17 protein-coding genes are annotated in these 13,232 nt (G+C 64.7%); 14 read left to right on the top strand and 3 right to left on the bottom strand.

The features are described 5' to 3' along the window. Positions 1-78 precede the first annotated feature (78 nt). From hisI to AC3WOB_RS18035, 7 genes are all read left to right on the top strand, one after another. On the top strand, positions 79-483 hold the full coding sequence (gene hisI / locus AC3WOB_RS18065) for a phosphoribosyl-AMP cyclohydrolase (protein WP_492275772.1): 405 nt from the start codon (positions 79-81) through the stop codon (positions 481-483). Further along, entirely contained in the window at positions 480-830 is a 351-nt protein-coding gene (locus tag AC3WOB_RS18060; protein WP_013390944.1) for a phosphoribosyl-ATP diphosphatase, read from the top strand. The genes hisI and AC3WOB_RS18060 overlap by 4 nt, the downstream gene beginning before the upstream one ends. Positions 831-847: 17 nt before the next feature. After that, positions 848-1,216, top strand: coding sequence for a histidine triad nucleotide-binding protein (locus tag AC3WOB_RS18055; RefSeq protein ID WP_013390943.1), 369 nt, complete (start codon positions 848-850; stop codon positions 1,214-1,216). A gap of 14 nt (positions 1,217-1,230) precedes the next feature. Then, positions 1,231-1,458, top strand: a complete 228-nt coding sequence (gene tatA, locus AC3WOB_RS18050) for a Sec-independent protein translocase subunit TatA (RefSeq protein ID WP_492275771.1) — start codon at positions 1,231-1,233, stop codon at positions 1,456-1,458. 71 nt (positions 1,459-1,529) lie between these two features. Then, complete coding sequence (tatB, locus tag AC3WOB_RS18045; RefSeq protein ID WP_424238489.1) at positions 1,530-2,054, top strand: Sec-independent protein translocase protein TatB; 525 nt, start codon at positions 1,530-1,532, stop codon at positions 2,052-2,054. After that, entirely contained in the window at positions 2,051-2,842 is a 792-nt protein-coding gene (gene tatC, locus AC3WOB_RS18040) for a twin-arginine translocase subunit TatC (RefSeq protein ID WP_207473148.1), read from the top strand. The genes tatB and tatC overlap by 4 nt, the downstream gene beginning before the upstream one ends. Positions 2,843-2,921: 79 nt before the next feature. Beyond that, complete coding sequence (locus AC3WOB_RS18035; protein ID WP_492275770.1) at positions 2,922-3,290, top strand: helix-turn-helix domain-containing protein; 369 nt, start codon at positions 2,922-2,924, stop codon at positions 3,288-3,290. Between the two features lie 37 nt (positions 3,291-3,327). Here the strand turns inward: AC3WOB_RS18035 and AC3WOB_RS18030 are convergent, their stop codons facing one another. After that, a complete protein-coding gene (locus AC3WOB_RS18030) occupies positions 3,328-4,488 on the bottom strand; it encodes a trypsin-like peptidase domain-containing protein (RefSeq protein WP_492275769.1) in 1,161 nt (386 codons plus the stop codon). A 19-nt stretch (positions 4,489-4,507) separates the two neighbouring features. Here AC3WOB_RS18030 and AC3WOB_RS18025 point away from each other — a divergent pair, with 19 nt between their 5' ends. From AC3WOB_RS18025 to AC3WOB_RS18015, 3 genes are all read left to right on the top strand, one after another. Beyond that, on the top strand, positions 4,508-5,284 hold the full coding sequence (locus AC3WOB_RS18025; protein WP_492275768.1) for a Nif3-like dinuclear metal center hexameric protein: 777 nt from the start codon (positions 4,508-4,510) through the stop codon (positions 5,282-5,284). A 268-nt stretch (positions 5,285-5,552) separates the two neighbouring features. Beyond that, the gene (locus tag AC3WOB_RS18020) at positions 5,553-6,179 is read left to right on the top strand and encodes a glutathione S-transferase family protein (RefSeq protein WP_492275767.1); all 627 of its coding nucleotides are present in this window, start codon (positions 5,553-5,555) and stop codon (positions 6,177-6,179) included. Between the two features lie 55 nt (positions 6,180-6,234). After that, entirely contained in the window at positions 6,235-7,566 is a 1,332-nt protein-coding gene (locus AC3WOB_RS18015) for an MFS transporter (RefSeq protein ID WP_492275766.1), read from the top strand. Between the two features lie 33 nt (positions 7,567-7,599). Here AC3WOB_RS18015 and AC3WOB_RS18010 read toward each other — a convergent pair whose 3' ends face one another. Continuing rightward, positions 7,600-8,628 carry an AraC family transcriptional regulator gene (locus AC3WOB_RS18010; RefSeq protein WP_492275765.1) on the bottom strand — a complete coding sequence of 343 codons (1,029 nt, stop codon included), beginning with the start codon at positions 8,626-8,628 and terminating at the stop codon, positions 7,600-7,602. Positions 8,629-8,772: 144 nt separating this feature from the next. Between AC3WOB_RS18010 and AC3WOB_RS18005 the strand changes: the two genes are divergently transcribed. Next, the gene (locus AC3WOB_RS18005; RefSeq protein WP_492275764.1) at positions 8,773-9,534 is read left to right on the top strand and encodes an aldolase; all 762 of its coding nucleotides are present in this window, start codon (positions 8,773-8,775) and stop codon (positions 9,532-9,534) included. A 124-nt stretch (positions 9,535-9,658) separates the two neighbouring features. Here the strand turns inward: AC3WOB_RS18005 and mscL are convergent, their stop codons facing one another. Further along, positions 9,659-10,108, bottom strand: a complete 450-nt coding sequence (mscL, locus tag AC3WOB_RS18000) for a large conductance mechanosensitive channel protein MscL (protein ID WP_013390932.1) — start codon at positions 10,106-10,108, stop codon at positions 9,659-9,661. A 140-nt stretch (positions 10,109-10,248) separates the two neighbouring features. On the opposite strand from mscL, the gene petA reads away from it, so the two are divergent. The 3 genes from petA (at position 10,249) to AC3WOB_RS17985 (ending at position 13,228) form a co-directional block, all read left to right on the top strand. After that, on the top strand, positions 10,249-10,890 hold the full coding sequence (gene petA / locus AC3WOB_RS17995; RefSeq protein WP_492275763.1) for a ubiquinol-cytochrome c reductase iron-sulfur subunit: 642 nt from the start codon (positions 10,249-10,251) through the stop codon (positions 10,888-10,890). 74 nt (positions 10,891-10,964) lie between these two features. Beyond that, positions 10,965-12,353: a cytochrome b gene (locus tag AC3WOB_RS17990; RefSeq protein ID WP_013390930.1), complete on the top strand. Its 1,389-nt coding sequence runs from the start codon at positions 10,965-10,967 to the stop codon at positions 12,351-12,353. Between the two features lie 23 nt (positions 12,354-12,376). After that, complete coding sequence (locus AC3WOB_RS17985) at positions 12,377-13,228, top strand: cytochrome c1 (RefSeq protein WP_013390929.1); 852 nt, start codon at positions 12,377-12,379, stop codon at positions 13,226-13,228. Positions 13,229-13,232 lie beyond the last annotated feature (4 nt).

The following is a 13,232-nucleotide window of genomic DNA, read 5'->3' as shown; positions in this document are numbered from 1 at the left end:
GTATTGCCGTAAGATTATGAGTCCCCACGCGACTGTGGCGGTCCGCAAGCTGCCGCGCGAGGACAATGGATGAATGAGATGAGCAACGAACCCGCCTGGATGGCCGATGTCGTCTTCGACGAAAACGGCCTGATACCCGCCATCGCGCAAGACGCCGAAAACGGCCAGATCATGATGGTGGCCTGGATGAACCGCGAATCGCTCGCCGAAACGGCCGCCACCGGGCGCGCCGTCTACTGGTCGCGTTCCCGCCAGCGCCTGTGGCGCAAGGGCGAGGAATCCGGCCACGCCCAGGAAGTGCACGAACTGCGCCTGGACTGCGACGGCGACGTGATCCTGCTCAAGATCCACCAGCAGGGCGGCATCGCCTGCCACACCGGGCGCGCCAGCTGCTTCTACCGCCGCCTGGAAGGCCAGTCCGACCAGGCCTCCTGGATCACGGTGGACCCCGTGCTGAAAGACCCCGAACTGATCTACAAATGACCGCTCAAGCCGCAAGCGCCGCAGAAATCCTGGCGCGCATCGCCGATACCCTGGAAACCCGCCGCCCCGAAAACGGCGGCGATCCCCAAGCCTCGTATTCCGCCAAGCTGCTGGCCAAGGGCCCGGACGCCTTTCTCAAGAAGATCGGCGAGGAAGCCACCGAACTGGTCATGGCCGCCAAGGACGGCGTGCCCGACCGCATCGTCAGCGAAACCGCCGACCTGTGGTTTCATTGCCTGGTGGCCCTGACGCATTTCAAGCTGCGGCCCGAAGACGTATTGGCCGAACTGGCCCGCCGCGAAGGCCTGTCCGGCCTGGCGGAAAAGGCGAGCCGCCCGCAAGACTGACCACGGAACCCGGAAAAATGAGCGACAACTGTCTCTTCTGCAAGATCGCCGCTGGCGACATCCCGTCCAAGAAAGTCTACGAAGACGAGGACTTTGTTGCGTTCCACGACATCAATCCGGCCGCGCCGGTACATTTATTGCTGATCCCTCGACGTCATGTCACATCCATGCAGGATATTAAGGGGGAGGACGCAGAATGGTTGGGTAGAATGATGTCATTAGCGCCGCGGTTAGCCGCTGAAAACGGTTGCCGTCCGGGCCCTGATGGCGGGTTTCGCATCATGATCAATTCTGGCGTCGAAGGCGGCCAGGAAGTCCCGCATCTGCATTTCCACATCATCGGCGGTTCGCGACCCTGGAAAGGGCGCGTGGCCCCCAACGCGTAATTCGGAGAAACATCATGGGTAGTTTCAGCATCTGGCATTGGTTGGTTGTCCTGGTCATCGTGGCGCTGATTTTCGGCACCAAGAAGCTGCGCAACATCGGCTCGGACCTGGGCGGCGCGGTCAAGGGCTTCAAGGAAGGCATGAAGGACGCCAACGGCGACAAGCCGGCCGAACCGATCGCGCAGCAGCGCGTCTCCGCCGACACCATCGACGTGCAGGCCAAGGAAAAATCCAACTCCTGAGCGCCTGCTCGGCTCCCGGGCCGTCCTGAAAAGGCCGGCCCTTATTGCATCCACTCCCGAGCGGCCGTCGAATGTTTGATGTCAGCTTCACTGAACTGATGGTGATCGGCGTCATCGCCCTGATCGTCATCGGCCCCGAACGCCTGCCCAAGGTTGCCCGCACCGTCGGCCACCTGCTCGGGCGCGCGCAGCGTTACGTCAATGACGTGAAATCCGATATCCAGCGCGAAATCGAGCTCGACGAACTGCGCAAGTTCAAGAGCGAAATGGAAGATGCCGCCCAGGGCGTGCAACAGTCGCTGAACGAAACCCAGGCCTCGCTGCAGGAACCCGTCCAGCAGTTCCGCGCCGAACTCGACGAGGTCGCGCGCGAAGCCAGCATCAAGGCCGAACCGGCCGCCGCCAGCGACACGCCTGCCGAGCCCGAGCGCAGCATCGCGCCGCCCCCCGGCCAGAACCACAGCCTGGACCTGGACCTGCCGCCGGCGGCCGTACCCGCCCCCGCCGCAACCCAACAACCCGCGCCCAGCGCGCCCAAGGCCGACGACGCCGCGCCCGCCGCCAAGCCCGTCGCGCCCTCCGGAACACCGACGTGACCCAGGACGCCACCCAAGAAGAGGGCCAGCAGGAGACTTTCATCTCCCACCTGGTCGAATTGCGCACTCGCCTGCTGCGCGCCGTTGGCGCCGTGGTCGTCGTGTTCATCGTGCTGTTCATCTACCCCGGCGCGTCGGCCATCTATGACGTGCTGGCCCAGCCCATGCTGGCTTCGCTGCCGGAAGGCACCCGCATGATCGCCACCGGCGTCATCACGCCGTTCATGGTGCCGGTCAAGGTCACGATGATGGCCGCGTTCATCGTGGCGCTGCCCGTGGTGCTGTACCAGGCCTGGGCCTTCGTGGCGCCCGGCCTGTATCGGCACGAAAAGCGCCTGGCGCTGCCGCTCATCATTTCCAGCACCTTCCTGTTCATCGCGGGCATGGCATTCTGCTATTTCGTGGTGTTCCGCACGGTCTTCCACTTCATCGCCACCTTCGCGCCGCAGTCCATCACGCCGGCGCCGGACATCGAGGCCTACCTGAGCTTCGTCATGACGATGTTCATGGCCTTCGGCATCACCTTCGAAGTACCCGTGGCCGTGGTGCTGCTGGTGAAGATGGGCGTGGTCGAACTGTCCAAGCTGAAGGCCGCCCGCGGCTACGTGGTGGTGGGGGCCTTCATCATCGCCGCCGTGGTCACGCCGCCCGACGTGGTGAGCCAGTTCATGCTGGCCGTGCCGCTCTGCCTGCTGTACGAGGTCGGACTGATCTGCGCCCGCATGGTCACGCCAAAACCAGGAACGGAGAGCGAAGCCAGCTCGGATTCGCTGACCGAACGCCACTGATCTTCCTCTGGACGGTCCTGCCCACAAAGCAGGACCGTTTCACCTTGTGGGCGACACGCGGCAACTCTACATTGCCCTCATGTCACTCGCCCAAAGACTGCACACCCTGATGCGATGGCGCGGCATCAAAAGCCAGAACCAGCTGGCGCGCATTTCCGGCGTGCCGCAATCCTGCATCCATCGCATCCTCATGCGCGAAGACTGCTATTCGCCGTCTCGCGCCACCCTGCTGCGGCTGGCGCGCGCACTGGACACCAGCGTGCCCTGGCTGACCGATGGCGTGGGGCCGGGCGGGGATGCGCCGCCTGGCAGCGTCGGCCCGCCGGAAGGCGCCCCGGACGGCTATTGCACGGAAATCTGGGCGCTGCTGCGCAATCAATCCGAAAACACCAAGAAGGCCATCGTGTCGGCGGTGCGCCTGATGGCCAAAGACCCCGCCGCGACCTGACTTCCAGCCGCGCCCCGTGCGGAATCCCGGCCCGGTCCTAGCGCGGCTTGCCCGGGCGCGTACCCACCACCACCGCCAGCTCGGCCGGCTTGCCGCCGCGTAGTATGCCCAGCTTGGCGCTCTGGCCCGGCGGCAGCTGCGCAATCTCCGACAGCAGGCTGGTGGTGTCTGCCATGCGCTTGCCGTTGACCGACTGCACGATATCGCCCACCTTCAAGCCGCCACGCGCGGCAGGTCCATCGCGCATCACGCCGGCGATGATCACGCCGCGGGTGTCGCGATCCAGCCCGAACGCCCGCGCCAGTTCCGGCGTCACGTCCTGCGGCTCCACGCCCAGCCAGCCGCGCTTGACCCCACCGGTCCTGACGATCTCGTCCATCACCTTGCGCGCGATCTCGATCGGAGTGGCAAAGCCTATGCCCATGGACCCGCCCGATTCGGAATAGATGGCGGTATTGATACCGACCAGATTGCCCGCGGCGTCGACCAGCGCGCCGCCCGAATTGCCGGGGTTGATCGCGGCATCGGTCTGGATGAAGTTCTCGTAGGTGTTCAGGCCCAGCCCGTTGCGGCCCAGCGCCGACACGATACCCAGCGTCGTGGTCTGCCCGACGCCGAACGGATTGCCGATAGCCAGCACCACGTCGCCCACCCGCAAGCCCCGGTCCGGCGCCAGCGTGGCCGCGGGCAAAGCGCGCAAGGTGGCCAGCTTCAGCACGGCCAGATCGGTGTCCGGATCCGCGCCCACCACCTTGGCGGCATCGCGGCGGCCGTCCGCCAACGCGACCTCGATCGCGTCCGCGGCCTGCACCACGTGGTAGTTGGTCAGCACATAGCCGTCCTGGTTCACGATCACGCCGGACCCCAGGCTGGTCGAGGCCTGGCGCCGTGTCACGCCCGGCACCTGGCCGAAGAACTGGCGCAGCACCGGATCGTCGGGCAGCGGAATCAGCGGCACGTTCACGTGCTTGGTGGTGTATACGTTGACCACGGACGGCGCGGCGCGGGCCACGCCATCCGCATAGGACACCGTGGCCTGGGCGCGTGCCGCCGGCGGTGTGGCGGCCGCAGCTGCGGGCTGAGGCCCTGCCGCCGGCCCGGCCAGCCGCAGCAGGTCGGGCCGCAAGGTCGTCACCACGAATAGAATACCCAGGCAGACCGTGACGGCCTGAGCAAAGATCAGCCAATATCGGCGCATGATTCTGATAGGACTAGCTATGAGTAAAGTGGACTCCCACGTCCTGGCCAACTGGCTGGACGATACCCTGCAAGCGGCGCGCTTCAAGGACTATTGCCCCAACGGGCTGCAGGTGGAAGGCCGATCCGAAATCGCACACATTATCGCCGGAGTCACGGCCAGCGAAGCCCTGCTGCGCGTGGCGGTCGAACGCGGCGCCGATGCGGTGCTGGTACACCACGGCTGGATGTGGCGCAACGAGGACCGCCGCATGATCGGCACCCGCCGCGCGCGCATGGCCCTGGCCCTGAAAAACGACCTGAACCTGTACGCCTACCACCTGCCGCTGGACGCGCATTCCACGCTGGGCAACAACGCGCAGCTGGCGCGCGTGCTGGGCCTGACGCCCGCGCTGCGCGATGACGGCGCACCGCAAACCTGTGGCCCCGACAATCTGGTCTGGCTGGGCGCCGCCCAAGGCGTGGCGACGCTGGGTCAGTTGGGCGTGCGCGTGGCCGAGCGCCTGGGCCGCCAGCCGCTGGTAGTGGGCAATCCGGACCTGCCGCTGACGCGCGTGGCCTGGTGCACGGGCGGCGCGCAAGGCATGCTGGGCGACGCCGTGGACGCTGGCGCCAGCGCCTACATCACTGGCGAAGTCTCCGAATCCACGGTGCACCTGGCGCGCGAGACCGGCGTGGGCTTCATCGCCGCCGGCCACCACGCCACCGAACGCTACGGCGTGCAGGCGCTGGGGCAGGCGGTCGCGGAACGCTTCGGCATCAAGGTCGAATTCGTCGACATCGACAACCCGGCATAGCCGCCGCTACTCCCCGCCATCCGCCCCCGCAAGGGGGCGTTTTCGTTTCACGGCGGCGGCAGCCGCGCATGCCGCCAGCGTCCGAATCGGCCGGACTTGCCTAGGGGAAAACCAGAGGGCGCGATCAAGGGCGCGGCTGTGCGTCGCATCTGGTCAATCGCGGTTCTCTCCCTGTCAATTCCGGGCGCAGTCCACAGCCCTAGCATTCCATCCAATCGCCCGCGGCCGGGCCTTTTCCGGCTGGGCCTCCTACACACGGAGCCATGGAATGCTGACCCTCTACGACCACCCGCGCTCCGGCAACTGCTACAAGGTCCGCCTCTTTCTTGCGCTCATCGGCCGGAACTACCAAAGCGCATTCATCGACGTACTGGCCCGCAAGAACCAGACCGCGGAATTCGAAAGCGTCAGCGCCTTCCAGCAGATCCCCGCGCTGACCGATGGCGACACCGCCATCTGGGACAGCCACGCCATCCTGCTGCACCTGGCGCACCACTATGCCCCCGAATGGCTGGCGCCATTGGCGCGCATCGGCGCCATGCACGCCTGGATATCGGTATCCGCCAATGAAATCGCCAACAGCCTGCAGCCGCTGCGCTTGACGCGCGTGGTCAGCAACGCCGAAGCCGCGCACCACCTGGGCGTGAGCGAGGCGCTGCTCGACGTGCCCGGCATGCAAGCCCGCACGGACCGCGTGCTGCAACGCCTGGACAAGCGCCTTGCGGAAAACGCATGGCTGGCAGGCGGCGATGCGCCGAGCGTGGCCGACATTGCCTGCTACGGCTACCTGGCGCTGGCCGAGGAGGCCGCGATCGACATGGCCGCCTATCCCGCCATCGAGGCATGGCGCAAGCGCATACAGCAGTTGCCGGGATACGTGCCGCCGGGCCCCTGAGCCCGCGCGCGACCACAAACACAAAAACTATTACTACAAGACAAGAGGGAACCACATGGACGCCATACAGGCCGCGCAGCCTATTACCCAATCACACAAGAAACCGAACCTGTTCCGGGTCGCCGTCGCGACCGTTGTCGGCACCGCCGTGGAAGCGTTCGACTTCCTCGCCTACGGCACCGCCGCGGCGTTGGTATTCAACAAGATATTCTTCCCGCAATTCGATCCGGTAACCGGCACGCTGGCGGCCTTCGGCGCGTTCGCCAGCGGCATGCTGGCGCGGCCCATCGGCGGCATCCTGTTCGGCCATTTCGGCGACCGCATCGGCCGCAAGTCCATGCTGACGCTGAGCCTGCTGCTGATGGGCATATGCACCGTGCTCATCGGACTGCTGCCGACCTATGAACAGATCGGCATCTCGGCGGCGGTGCTGCTGGTGGTGCTGCGGATCGGCCAGGGACTGTCATTCGGCGGCGAGATGGGCGGCGCCATGCTGATGGCGGTCGAGCACGCGCCACCGAAGTGGAAGGCCTTCTTCGGCAGCCTGCCGCTGGTGGGCGCGCCCCTGGGCATCCTGCTGTCGGTGGGTTCCTTCGCGCTGGTGACGCGGCTGCCGGAAGCGGATTTCCTGTCCTGGGGCTGGCGCCTGCCGTTCCTGGCCAGCGCCGTGCTCATCGTCGTCGGCCTGTTCATCCGCCACGGTATCGACGAGTCGCCGGAGTTCGAACAGGTCAAGCGCGAAAAGGCGCTGGCCAGGCAGCCCCTGGAAGACAAGATGCCCCTGGGCGAGCTGCTGCGCAAGCACGGCAAGTCGCTGCTGCTCTGCATAGGCTGCAAGATCGCCGAGGTCACCCTGATCTACACCTTCCTGGTGTTCTCCGTGTCCTATGCCGTTTCGAAGCTGGGCTTCAGCCGGGCCGACGCGTTGCACGCCTTGCTCTACGGCGCCGGCCTGCTGATGTTCACCATTCCGCTGTTCGGCGTGGTGGCCGACCGCATCGGCGCGCGCCGCGTCTGTGGCTGGGGCGGCATGTTCCTGGGGCTCATGGCCATCCCGATCTTTCTCGCGGTGGGCAGCGGCTCGCTGATGGCATACAGCCTCGCCGTTTTCGTCGCCATGGCCTTCAACTACGCGATCATGATCGCGCCCCAATCCAGCCTCTACAGCGCCCAGTTCCCTGCGGAGCTGCGCTATTCCGGGCTGTCCATCGGGGTCCAGTTCTCGGCGGCCATCGGCGGCGGCCTGGCGCCGCTGATCTCGGCCACGCTGGTACAGAAGTTCGACAGCATTCTTCCGGTCGGCGTCTACCTGGCCTTCCTCGGCATCGTCGCGGGCACTTCGGCGTTTCTCATGAAGCCCACGCCGCAGGACCTGCGCCGCAGGTAACGCGCAAACGCGGCGCGAACAGGCGGCGCGACACTACGCGCCGCCGCTGCCGCTTCTGGCCGTCTTACGGTACAGGGCCGGCGACATGCCGAAGCGTTCATGGAAACGGCGGATGAAATGGCTGGCATGCAGAAAGCCGCAAGACGCCGCAATCTCCTTGACCTCGACGTGCGCGCGCCGCGGATCCTCCAGCGCTTCCCTGGCCAGCTGCAGGCGGCGTTCGCGCACATAGCTGGTGTATTGCAGCGACCGCATCTTGAACAGCCTGTGCACCCAGCGCGTCGTCACGCGCAGCACGTCCGCCACCGCCTGCACCGACAACTCCGGATCGGTGATGTGGGCATCGATGTAGCTCGCCAGCACCTGCCAGTTGTCGGCCGGCGCGCGCGCATCGCCCGGTATCTTCTCCAAGGCCTGGCTGGTATAGATCGAAGCCAGCAGCGCAAGCAGCGCCTGCTCCGCAAAAAGCGACGAGGTGGGATTGGATTCCGCCTTGTCGAAGAACACGTGATGCAGGCAGCGATGCGCGGTCTGCACCATCGGCAAGGCGGCCACGCCGCGCTGCGCCGTGAACTGCGACATCGCCAGGCTGTGCGCGCCCAGCAGGCGCGACAGCGGCCCCTTGACCACCACGATGCGCGAGTCGGTGTACATGCGGATTTCGGAAGGCAGCGCGGTGGTGCGGAAGATGATGTCGCCGGGTTCCAGCGGCAGCGTGGCCTCGTTCTGCACGATGACGCCGTGCCCCGCAATCACGAAGCTCGCCAGAAACTCCGCATGTTCCAGGTCGGCCGCGTGCTCCGCGCGGTGGTGCACGCTGATCGGCGTGGATTCCAGGCTCACCACCAGCCCGCCCGCGCGCAGCCTACAGGCCTGCAATTGCAGCCTGGGCTGTTCGGTCAAGGCCCGGAACTCCCCTGGCAGGACCAGCTTGTCCAGCTCTCGCTCGTAGCCCGCGATCTCCTGCGCATAGAAGGGGCGGAACTGCGGCGCGAAGTTGAGATCCGCCTCGGAACAGGCGGGCCGGGCGGATGGATTCACTGTCTGGCTGGCGCGTGGCATGCTGGGAACACTCTGTCGGGCCGGCCAACACTGGCCGAAAAGCGCCTGCCTTCCTGTCGCATTGAGTCAACCCTCGTTCGTGATCGGTCAATCGCTGGCGGCAGAGGCGGGCGTGTAATTGAGCCATTATCCCAAGGAGACCCCATGCTGGAAAAACAAGCCCATGCCGACGCCTTCTTTGCGCGCTCCGCGAACAAGCTCGACTTCGGGAACTGGGGCGAGAAGGAGAAGGTGGCCTTGAGCTGCCGCATTCTCGCCAGCGAAGGCCATTCGGAAACCCTGGCGGGCCAGATCACCGTGCGCCAGGAAGACGGCACGTTCCTGACCACGCCCATGGCCCAGGCCTTCGACGAAATCGTCCCGGCCTCGGTCATCCGCATCAACGACAACATGGAAGTGCTCGACGGCCCGGGCACGCCCAACCCCGCCGTACGCTTCCACTTCTGGGTCTATCGCCAGCGGCCCGACGTGCAATGCATCATCCACACGCACCCGCCCCATGTCTCGACGTTGTCCATGACGGGCCAGCCGCTGGTCGTCGCGCACATGGACGCAACGCCCTTCCATAACGACTGCGCCCACCTGAAGGAATGGCCCGGCCTGCCCATCGCCGACCAGGAAGGCGAGATCATTTCAGCGGCGCTGGGCGACAAGCGCTGCATCCTGCTGGCCAACCACGGCTTTCTGGCCGCTGGCTCCTGCGTCGAGGAAGCGCTGTACCTGTCGGTGCTGATCGAACGCGCGGCCCGCAATCAGCTGCAGGCCGCGGCCGCATACGGCGAAGTCAAACCGGTGAATGACGCGCTGGCCGCCGAATCGCACGACTTTCTGTTGAAGCCCAGCATCGTGCGCGCGAGCTTCGCCATGTTTGCGCGACGCGTCGAACGGCAAATGGCGGCGGAATAGGACTAGCGGGGAAAAACCAGCAGCGGATCGTTCAGCGGAGGCCGGCATGCGCCGGCGGGAACGTCCGCCTGCCGCGGCCCGCGATCCGCTGCTGCGCGGATCCCGGACCTGCGGCAGTGTCGGATCAGGGCTTCTTGAGCAGATCGCGGATTTCGCGCAACAGCGCCACATCTTCGGGCGTCGCGGCCGGTGCGGCCGGCGCTTCCTCGGCCTTGGCGCGGGCCTTGTAGATGGCCTTGACCATCCAGAAGATCACGAAGGCCAGCAACACGAAGTTGATGATGATCGTGACGAAGTTGCCCCACGCGAAAACGTTGGCGCCAGCCTTGGTAAGGTCGGCGTAGGTCATGGGGCCGTTGTAGCCGGCCGGCATCGACAGAACCAGGAACTTGTTCGAAAAATCGACCGAGCCGCCGAGTATGAAGTTGACCAGCGGCATGACGATGTCTTTGACCAGCGAGTCGACGATCTTGCCGAACGCCGCGCCGATGATGACACCGACTGCCAGGTCCACTGCGTTGCCTTTGACAGCGAAATCTCGGAATTCTTTGACGAAACCAGTCGCTTTGCTCATAAAAGCACTCCCTTCGTGATACGCCCGTGAGTGGGCTGGCGCTATAATACGCGGTTGCTATGTTGTTACAAATTCCCGCGAAGCCGATGCCGCAGAAGTGATGCTACTCGTAGAGCGGGCGCATCAACAAGGATAGGAAGATGAGTCAGGATACGCTGGTGCACGATGAGGACGGTGCGGTTGATCCCAACCTGCCACCTGATCCTTCGCGACGTTTCTGGGTTACCACCGCCTGTGCTGTGGGTGGCGTAGCAGGTGTCGCAACGGCAGTGCCGCTTGTGAGCACGTTTTCTCCCTCCGAAAAAGCCCGCGCTGCCGGGGCTCCCGTAGAAGTGGATATTGGCGACATTCCCGTCGGCACCATGAAGACGGTTGAATGGCGCGGAAAGCCGGTCTGGATCATCCACCGGTCTCCTGAACAACTCGCCGGTCTGAAGACCCAGGACGCCTTGCTGGCCGATCCTGACTCCAAACGCCCCGGCTTCACGCCCAAATACGCCGAAAACGAAGGCCGTTCGCGCAAGCCCGAGCTCTTCGTCTGCGTCGGCATCTGTACCCATCTGGGCTGCTCGCCTACCTCGCACTTCGAAACAGGCGGCGGCGGTGGCTTGGGCGCCGACTGGCAAGGCGGTTTCCTCTGTCCTTGCCACGGCTCCACGTTCGATCTGGCTGGCCGTGTCTACAAGAACAAGCCCGCGCCCGACAACCTCGAAGTCCCGCCGTACCAATATCTCACCGACACCCGCATCATCGTGGGCGTCGATGAAGACAACAAGGCCTGACGCTCGCGTCGCGCTTTTTTCCCGAATTACGTAAGTAAAACAAATACGCCACGTATTAGAGAAGGAGCCGTTACATGGCTGGCGAGAAAACCGTCGAGACGACAGGCCTGTTGGGCTGGCTGGACCGGCGCTTCCCGGTGACCTCCACCTGGAAAGCCCATCTGTCCGAGTACTACGCACCGAAGAATTTCAACTTCTGGTACTTCTTTGGCTCACTGGCCCTGCTGGTGCTGGTGCTGCAGATCGTGACCGGCATCTTCCTGGTCATGCACTACAAGCCGGACGCCGAACGCGCGTTCCAGTCCGTCGAATACATCATGCGCGAAGTCCCATGGGGCTGGCTGGTGCGCTACATGCACTCCACCGGCGCGTCGATGTTCTTCGTCGTCGTGTACCTGCACATGCTGCGCGGGCTGCTTTACGGTTCCTACCGCAAGCCGCGCGAACTGGTATGGATCTTCGGCGTCGCGATCTTCCTCTGTCTGATGGCGGAAGCCTTCTTCGGCTATCTGCTGCCCTGGGGCCAGATGTCCTATTGGGGCGCGCAGGTGATCGTGAACCTGTTCGCGGCCATTCCCTTCATCGGTCCTGAGCTGTCCATCTGGATCCGCGGCGACTATGTCGTGTCGGACGCCACGCTGAACCGCTTCTTCGCCTTCCACGTCATCGCCATCCCGCTGGTGCTGGTGGGCCTGGTCGCGGCCCACCTGGTGGCGCTGCACGAAGTCGGCTCGAACAACCCGGACGGCATCGAAATCAAGCAAGGCCCGAAGGACAAGTACGGCCGCCCGAAGGACGGCATCCCGTTCCACCCGTTCTACTCCGTGCATGACCTGATGGGCGTGGCCGGCTTCCTGCTGGTGTTCGCGTTCATCGTGTTCTTCGCGCCGGAAATGGGCGGCTACTTCCTCGAGTTCAACAACTTCATCCCTGCCGACTCGCTGAAGACGCCTCCGCACATCGCCCCGGTCTGGTACTTCACGCCGTTCTACTCGATGTTGCGCGCCACCACCGACGAGTTCACCTGGGTGCTGGCGGGCGCTTCCGTGCTGGGCGCCATCGCGCTGCTCGTCAAGAGCAACCTGAAGGGCTTCATGCGCATCGCCGTCCCCGGCATCCTGATCGTCGTGGCCGTGCTGCTGCGCGTGATCGACGCCAAGTTCTGGGGCGTGGTCGCCATGGGCGGCACGGTCGTCATCCTGTTCTTCCTGCCGTGGCTGGACCATTCCCCGGTCAAGTCGATCCGCTACCGCCCGACCTGGCACAAATGGATCTACGGCATCTTCATGGTCAACTTCCTGGTGCTCGGCTACATCGGTACGCAGCCGCCCAGTCCGCCGTTGAACATCACGTCGCAAATCGGCACGCTGCTGTACCTGGCATTCTTCTTCCTGATGCCGGTCTGGAGCCGCCTGGGCACTTTCAAGCAAGTGCCCGAGCGCGTCACGTTCCACGCCCACTGAGCCCACCAGATAACGGATTAACCATGATCAAGAAGCTGATTGGTGCCGTGGCCTTGATGCTCACGTGTACCGTTACCCTCGCCGCCGGCGGCGGCTACCCGCTGGACAAGGCCCCGTACCGCGTCAACGACATGTCGTCGCTGCAGAACGGAGCCAAGCTGTTCGTCAACTACTGCCTGAACTGTCATAGCGCGTCCTCGATGCGCTACAACAAGCTCAAGGACATCGGGCTGACCGACCAGCAGATCAAGGAAAGCCTGCTGTTCACCGGCGAAAAGGTCGGCGACATGATGAACGTCGCCATGACCCCGAAGGATGCCAAGCAGTGGTTCGGCACGACGCCCCCGGACTTGTCCGTGATCGCGCGCGCCAAATCCGTGAACGCCGGCCCCTCGGGCGCCGACTACATCTACACCTACCTGCGCACCTTCTACCGCGACACGTCGCGCGCCACGGGCTGGAACAACCTGGTCTTCCCGGCCGTGGGCATGCCCCACGCCCTCTGGGAAGTGCAGGGTCCGCGCGAGCTCACGACCGTCGCCATGCACGAGGTCGAAAGCAAGGGTGACGCCCCCAAAACCTGGGAACGCGTCACCACGGTGTACGATGCACAGGGTTTTTCCACGGTCAAGGCCGAACCGGTAGCCAACTACCACGGCCATGCCACCTTCGATGCCAAATTTAAGGCCGCCAACCCGGCCCAAGTCGCAACATACGACAACGACGTCGCCGACCTGACTGCGTTCATGTCCTGGATGGCCGAACCCGTCCAGACATTCCGCGTCCGTCTCGGCGTCGGTGTCATGTTGTTCCTGCTGCTGTTCTTCCTGGTTACCTGGCGCCTCAATGCCTCGTACTGGAAACACGTGCGCTAACCGC

The organism is Achromobacter sp. FW305-C-30-7, from assembly GCF_058783105.1.
Note: the sequence above shows the minus strand (reverse complement) of the source record. Positions and strands in the feature narration are given on the sequence as shown.

Coding starts and splice junctions, on each gene's coding strand:
- hisI (WP_492275772.1), top strand. CDS start 79: ATGAGCAACGAACCCGCCTGGATGGCCGATGTCGTCTTCGACGAAAAC.
- AC3WOB_RS18025 (WP_492275768.1), top strand. CDS start 4,508: ATGAGTAAAGTGGACTCCCACGTCCTGGCCAACTGGCTGGACGATACC.
- AC3WOB_RS18055 (WP_013390943.1), top strand. CDS start 848: ATGAGCGACAACTGTCTCTTCTGCAAGATCGCCGCTGGCGACATCCCG.
- AC3WOB_RS18035 (WP_492275770.1), top strand. CDS start 2,922: ATGTCACTCGCCCAAAGACTGCACACCCTGATGCGATGGCGCGGCATC.
- AC3WOB_RS17985 (WP_013390929.1), top strand. CDS start 12,377: ATGATCAAGAAGCTGATTGGTGCCGTGGCCTTGATGCTCACGTGTACC.
- petA (WP_492275763.1), top strand. CDS start 10,249: ATGAGTCAGGATACGCTGGTGCACGATGAGGACGGTGCGGTTGATCCC.
- AC3WOB_RS18015 (WP_492275766.1), top strand. CDS start 6,235: ATGGACGCCATACAGGCCGCGCAGCCTATTACCCAATCACACAAGAAA.
- AC3WOB_RS18020 (WP_492275767.1), top strand. CDS start 5,553: ATGCTGACCCTCTACGACCACCCGCGCTCCGGCAACTGCTACAAGGTC.
- mscL (WP_013390932.1), bottom strand. CDS start 10,108: ATGAGCAAAGCGACTGGTTTCGTCAAAGAATTCCGAGATTTCGCTGTC.
- AC3WOB_RS18060 (WP_013390944.1), top strand. CDS start 480: ATGACCGCTCAAGCCGCAAGCGCCGCAGAAATCCTGGCGCGCATCGCC.
- AC3WOB_RS18005 (WP_492275764.1), top strand. CDS start 8,773: ATGCTGGAAAAACAAGCCCATGCCGACGCCTTCTTTGCGCGCTCCGCG.
- AC3WOB_RS17990 (WP_013390930.1), top strand. CDS start 10,965: ATGGCTGGCGAGAAAACCGTCGAGACGACAGGCCTGTTGGGCTGGCTG.
- AC3WOB_RS18010 (WP_492275765.1), bottom strand. CDS start 8,628: ATGCCACGCGCCAGCCAGACAGTGAATCCATCCGCCCGGCCCGCCTGT.
- AC3WOB_RS18030 (WP_492275769.1), bottom strand. CDS start 4,488: ATGCGCCGATATTGGCTGATCTTTGCTCAGGCCGTCACGGTCTGCCTG.
- tatA (WP_492275771.1), top strand. CDS start 1,231: ATGGGTAGTTTCAGCATCTGGCATTGGTTGGTTGTCCTGGTCATCGTG.
- tatB (WP_424238489.1), top strand. CDS start 1,530: ATGTTTGATGTCAGCTTCACTGAACTGATGGTGATCGGCGTCATCGCC.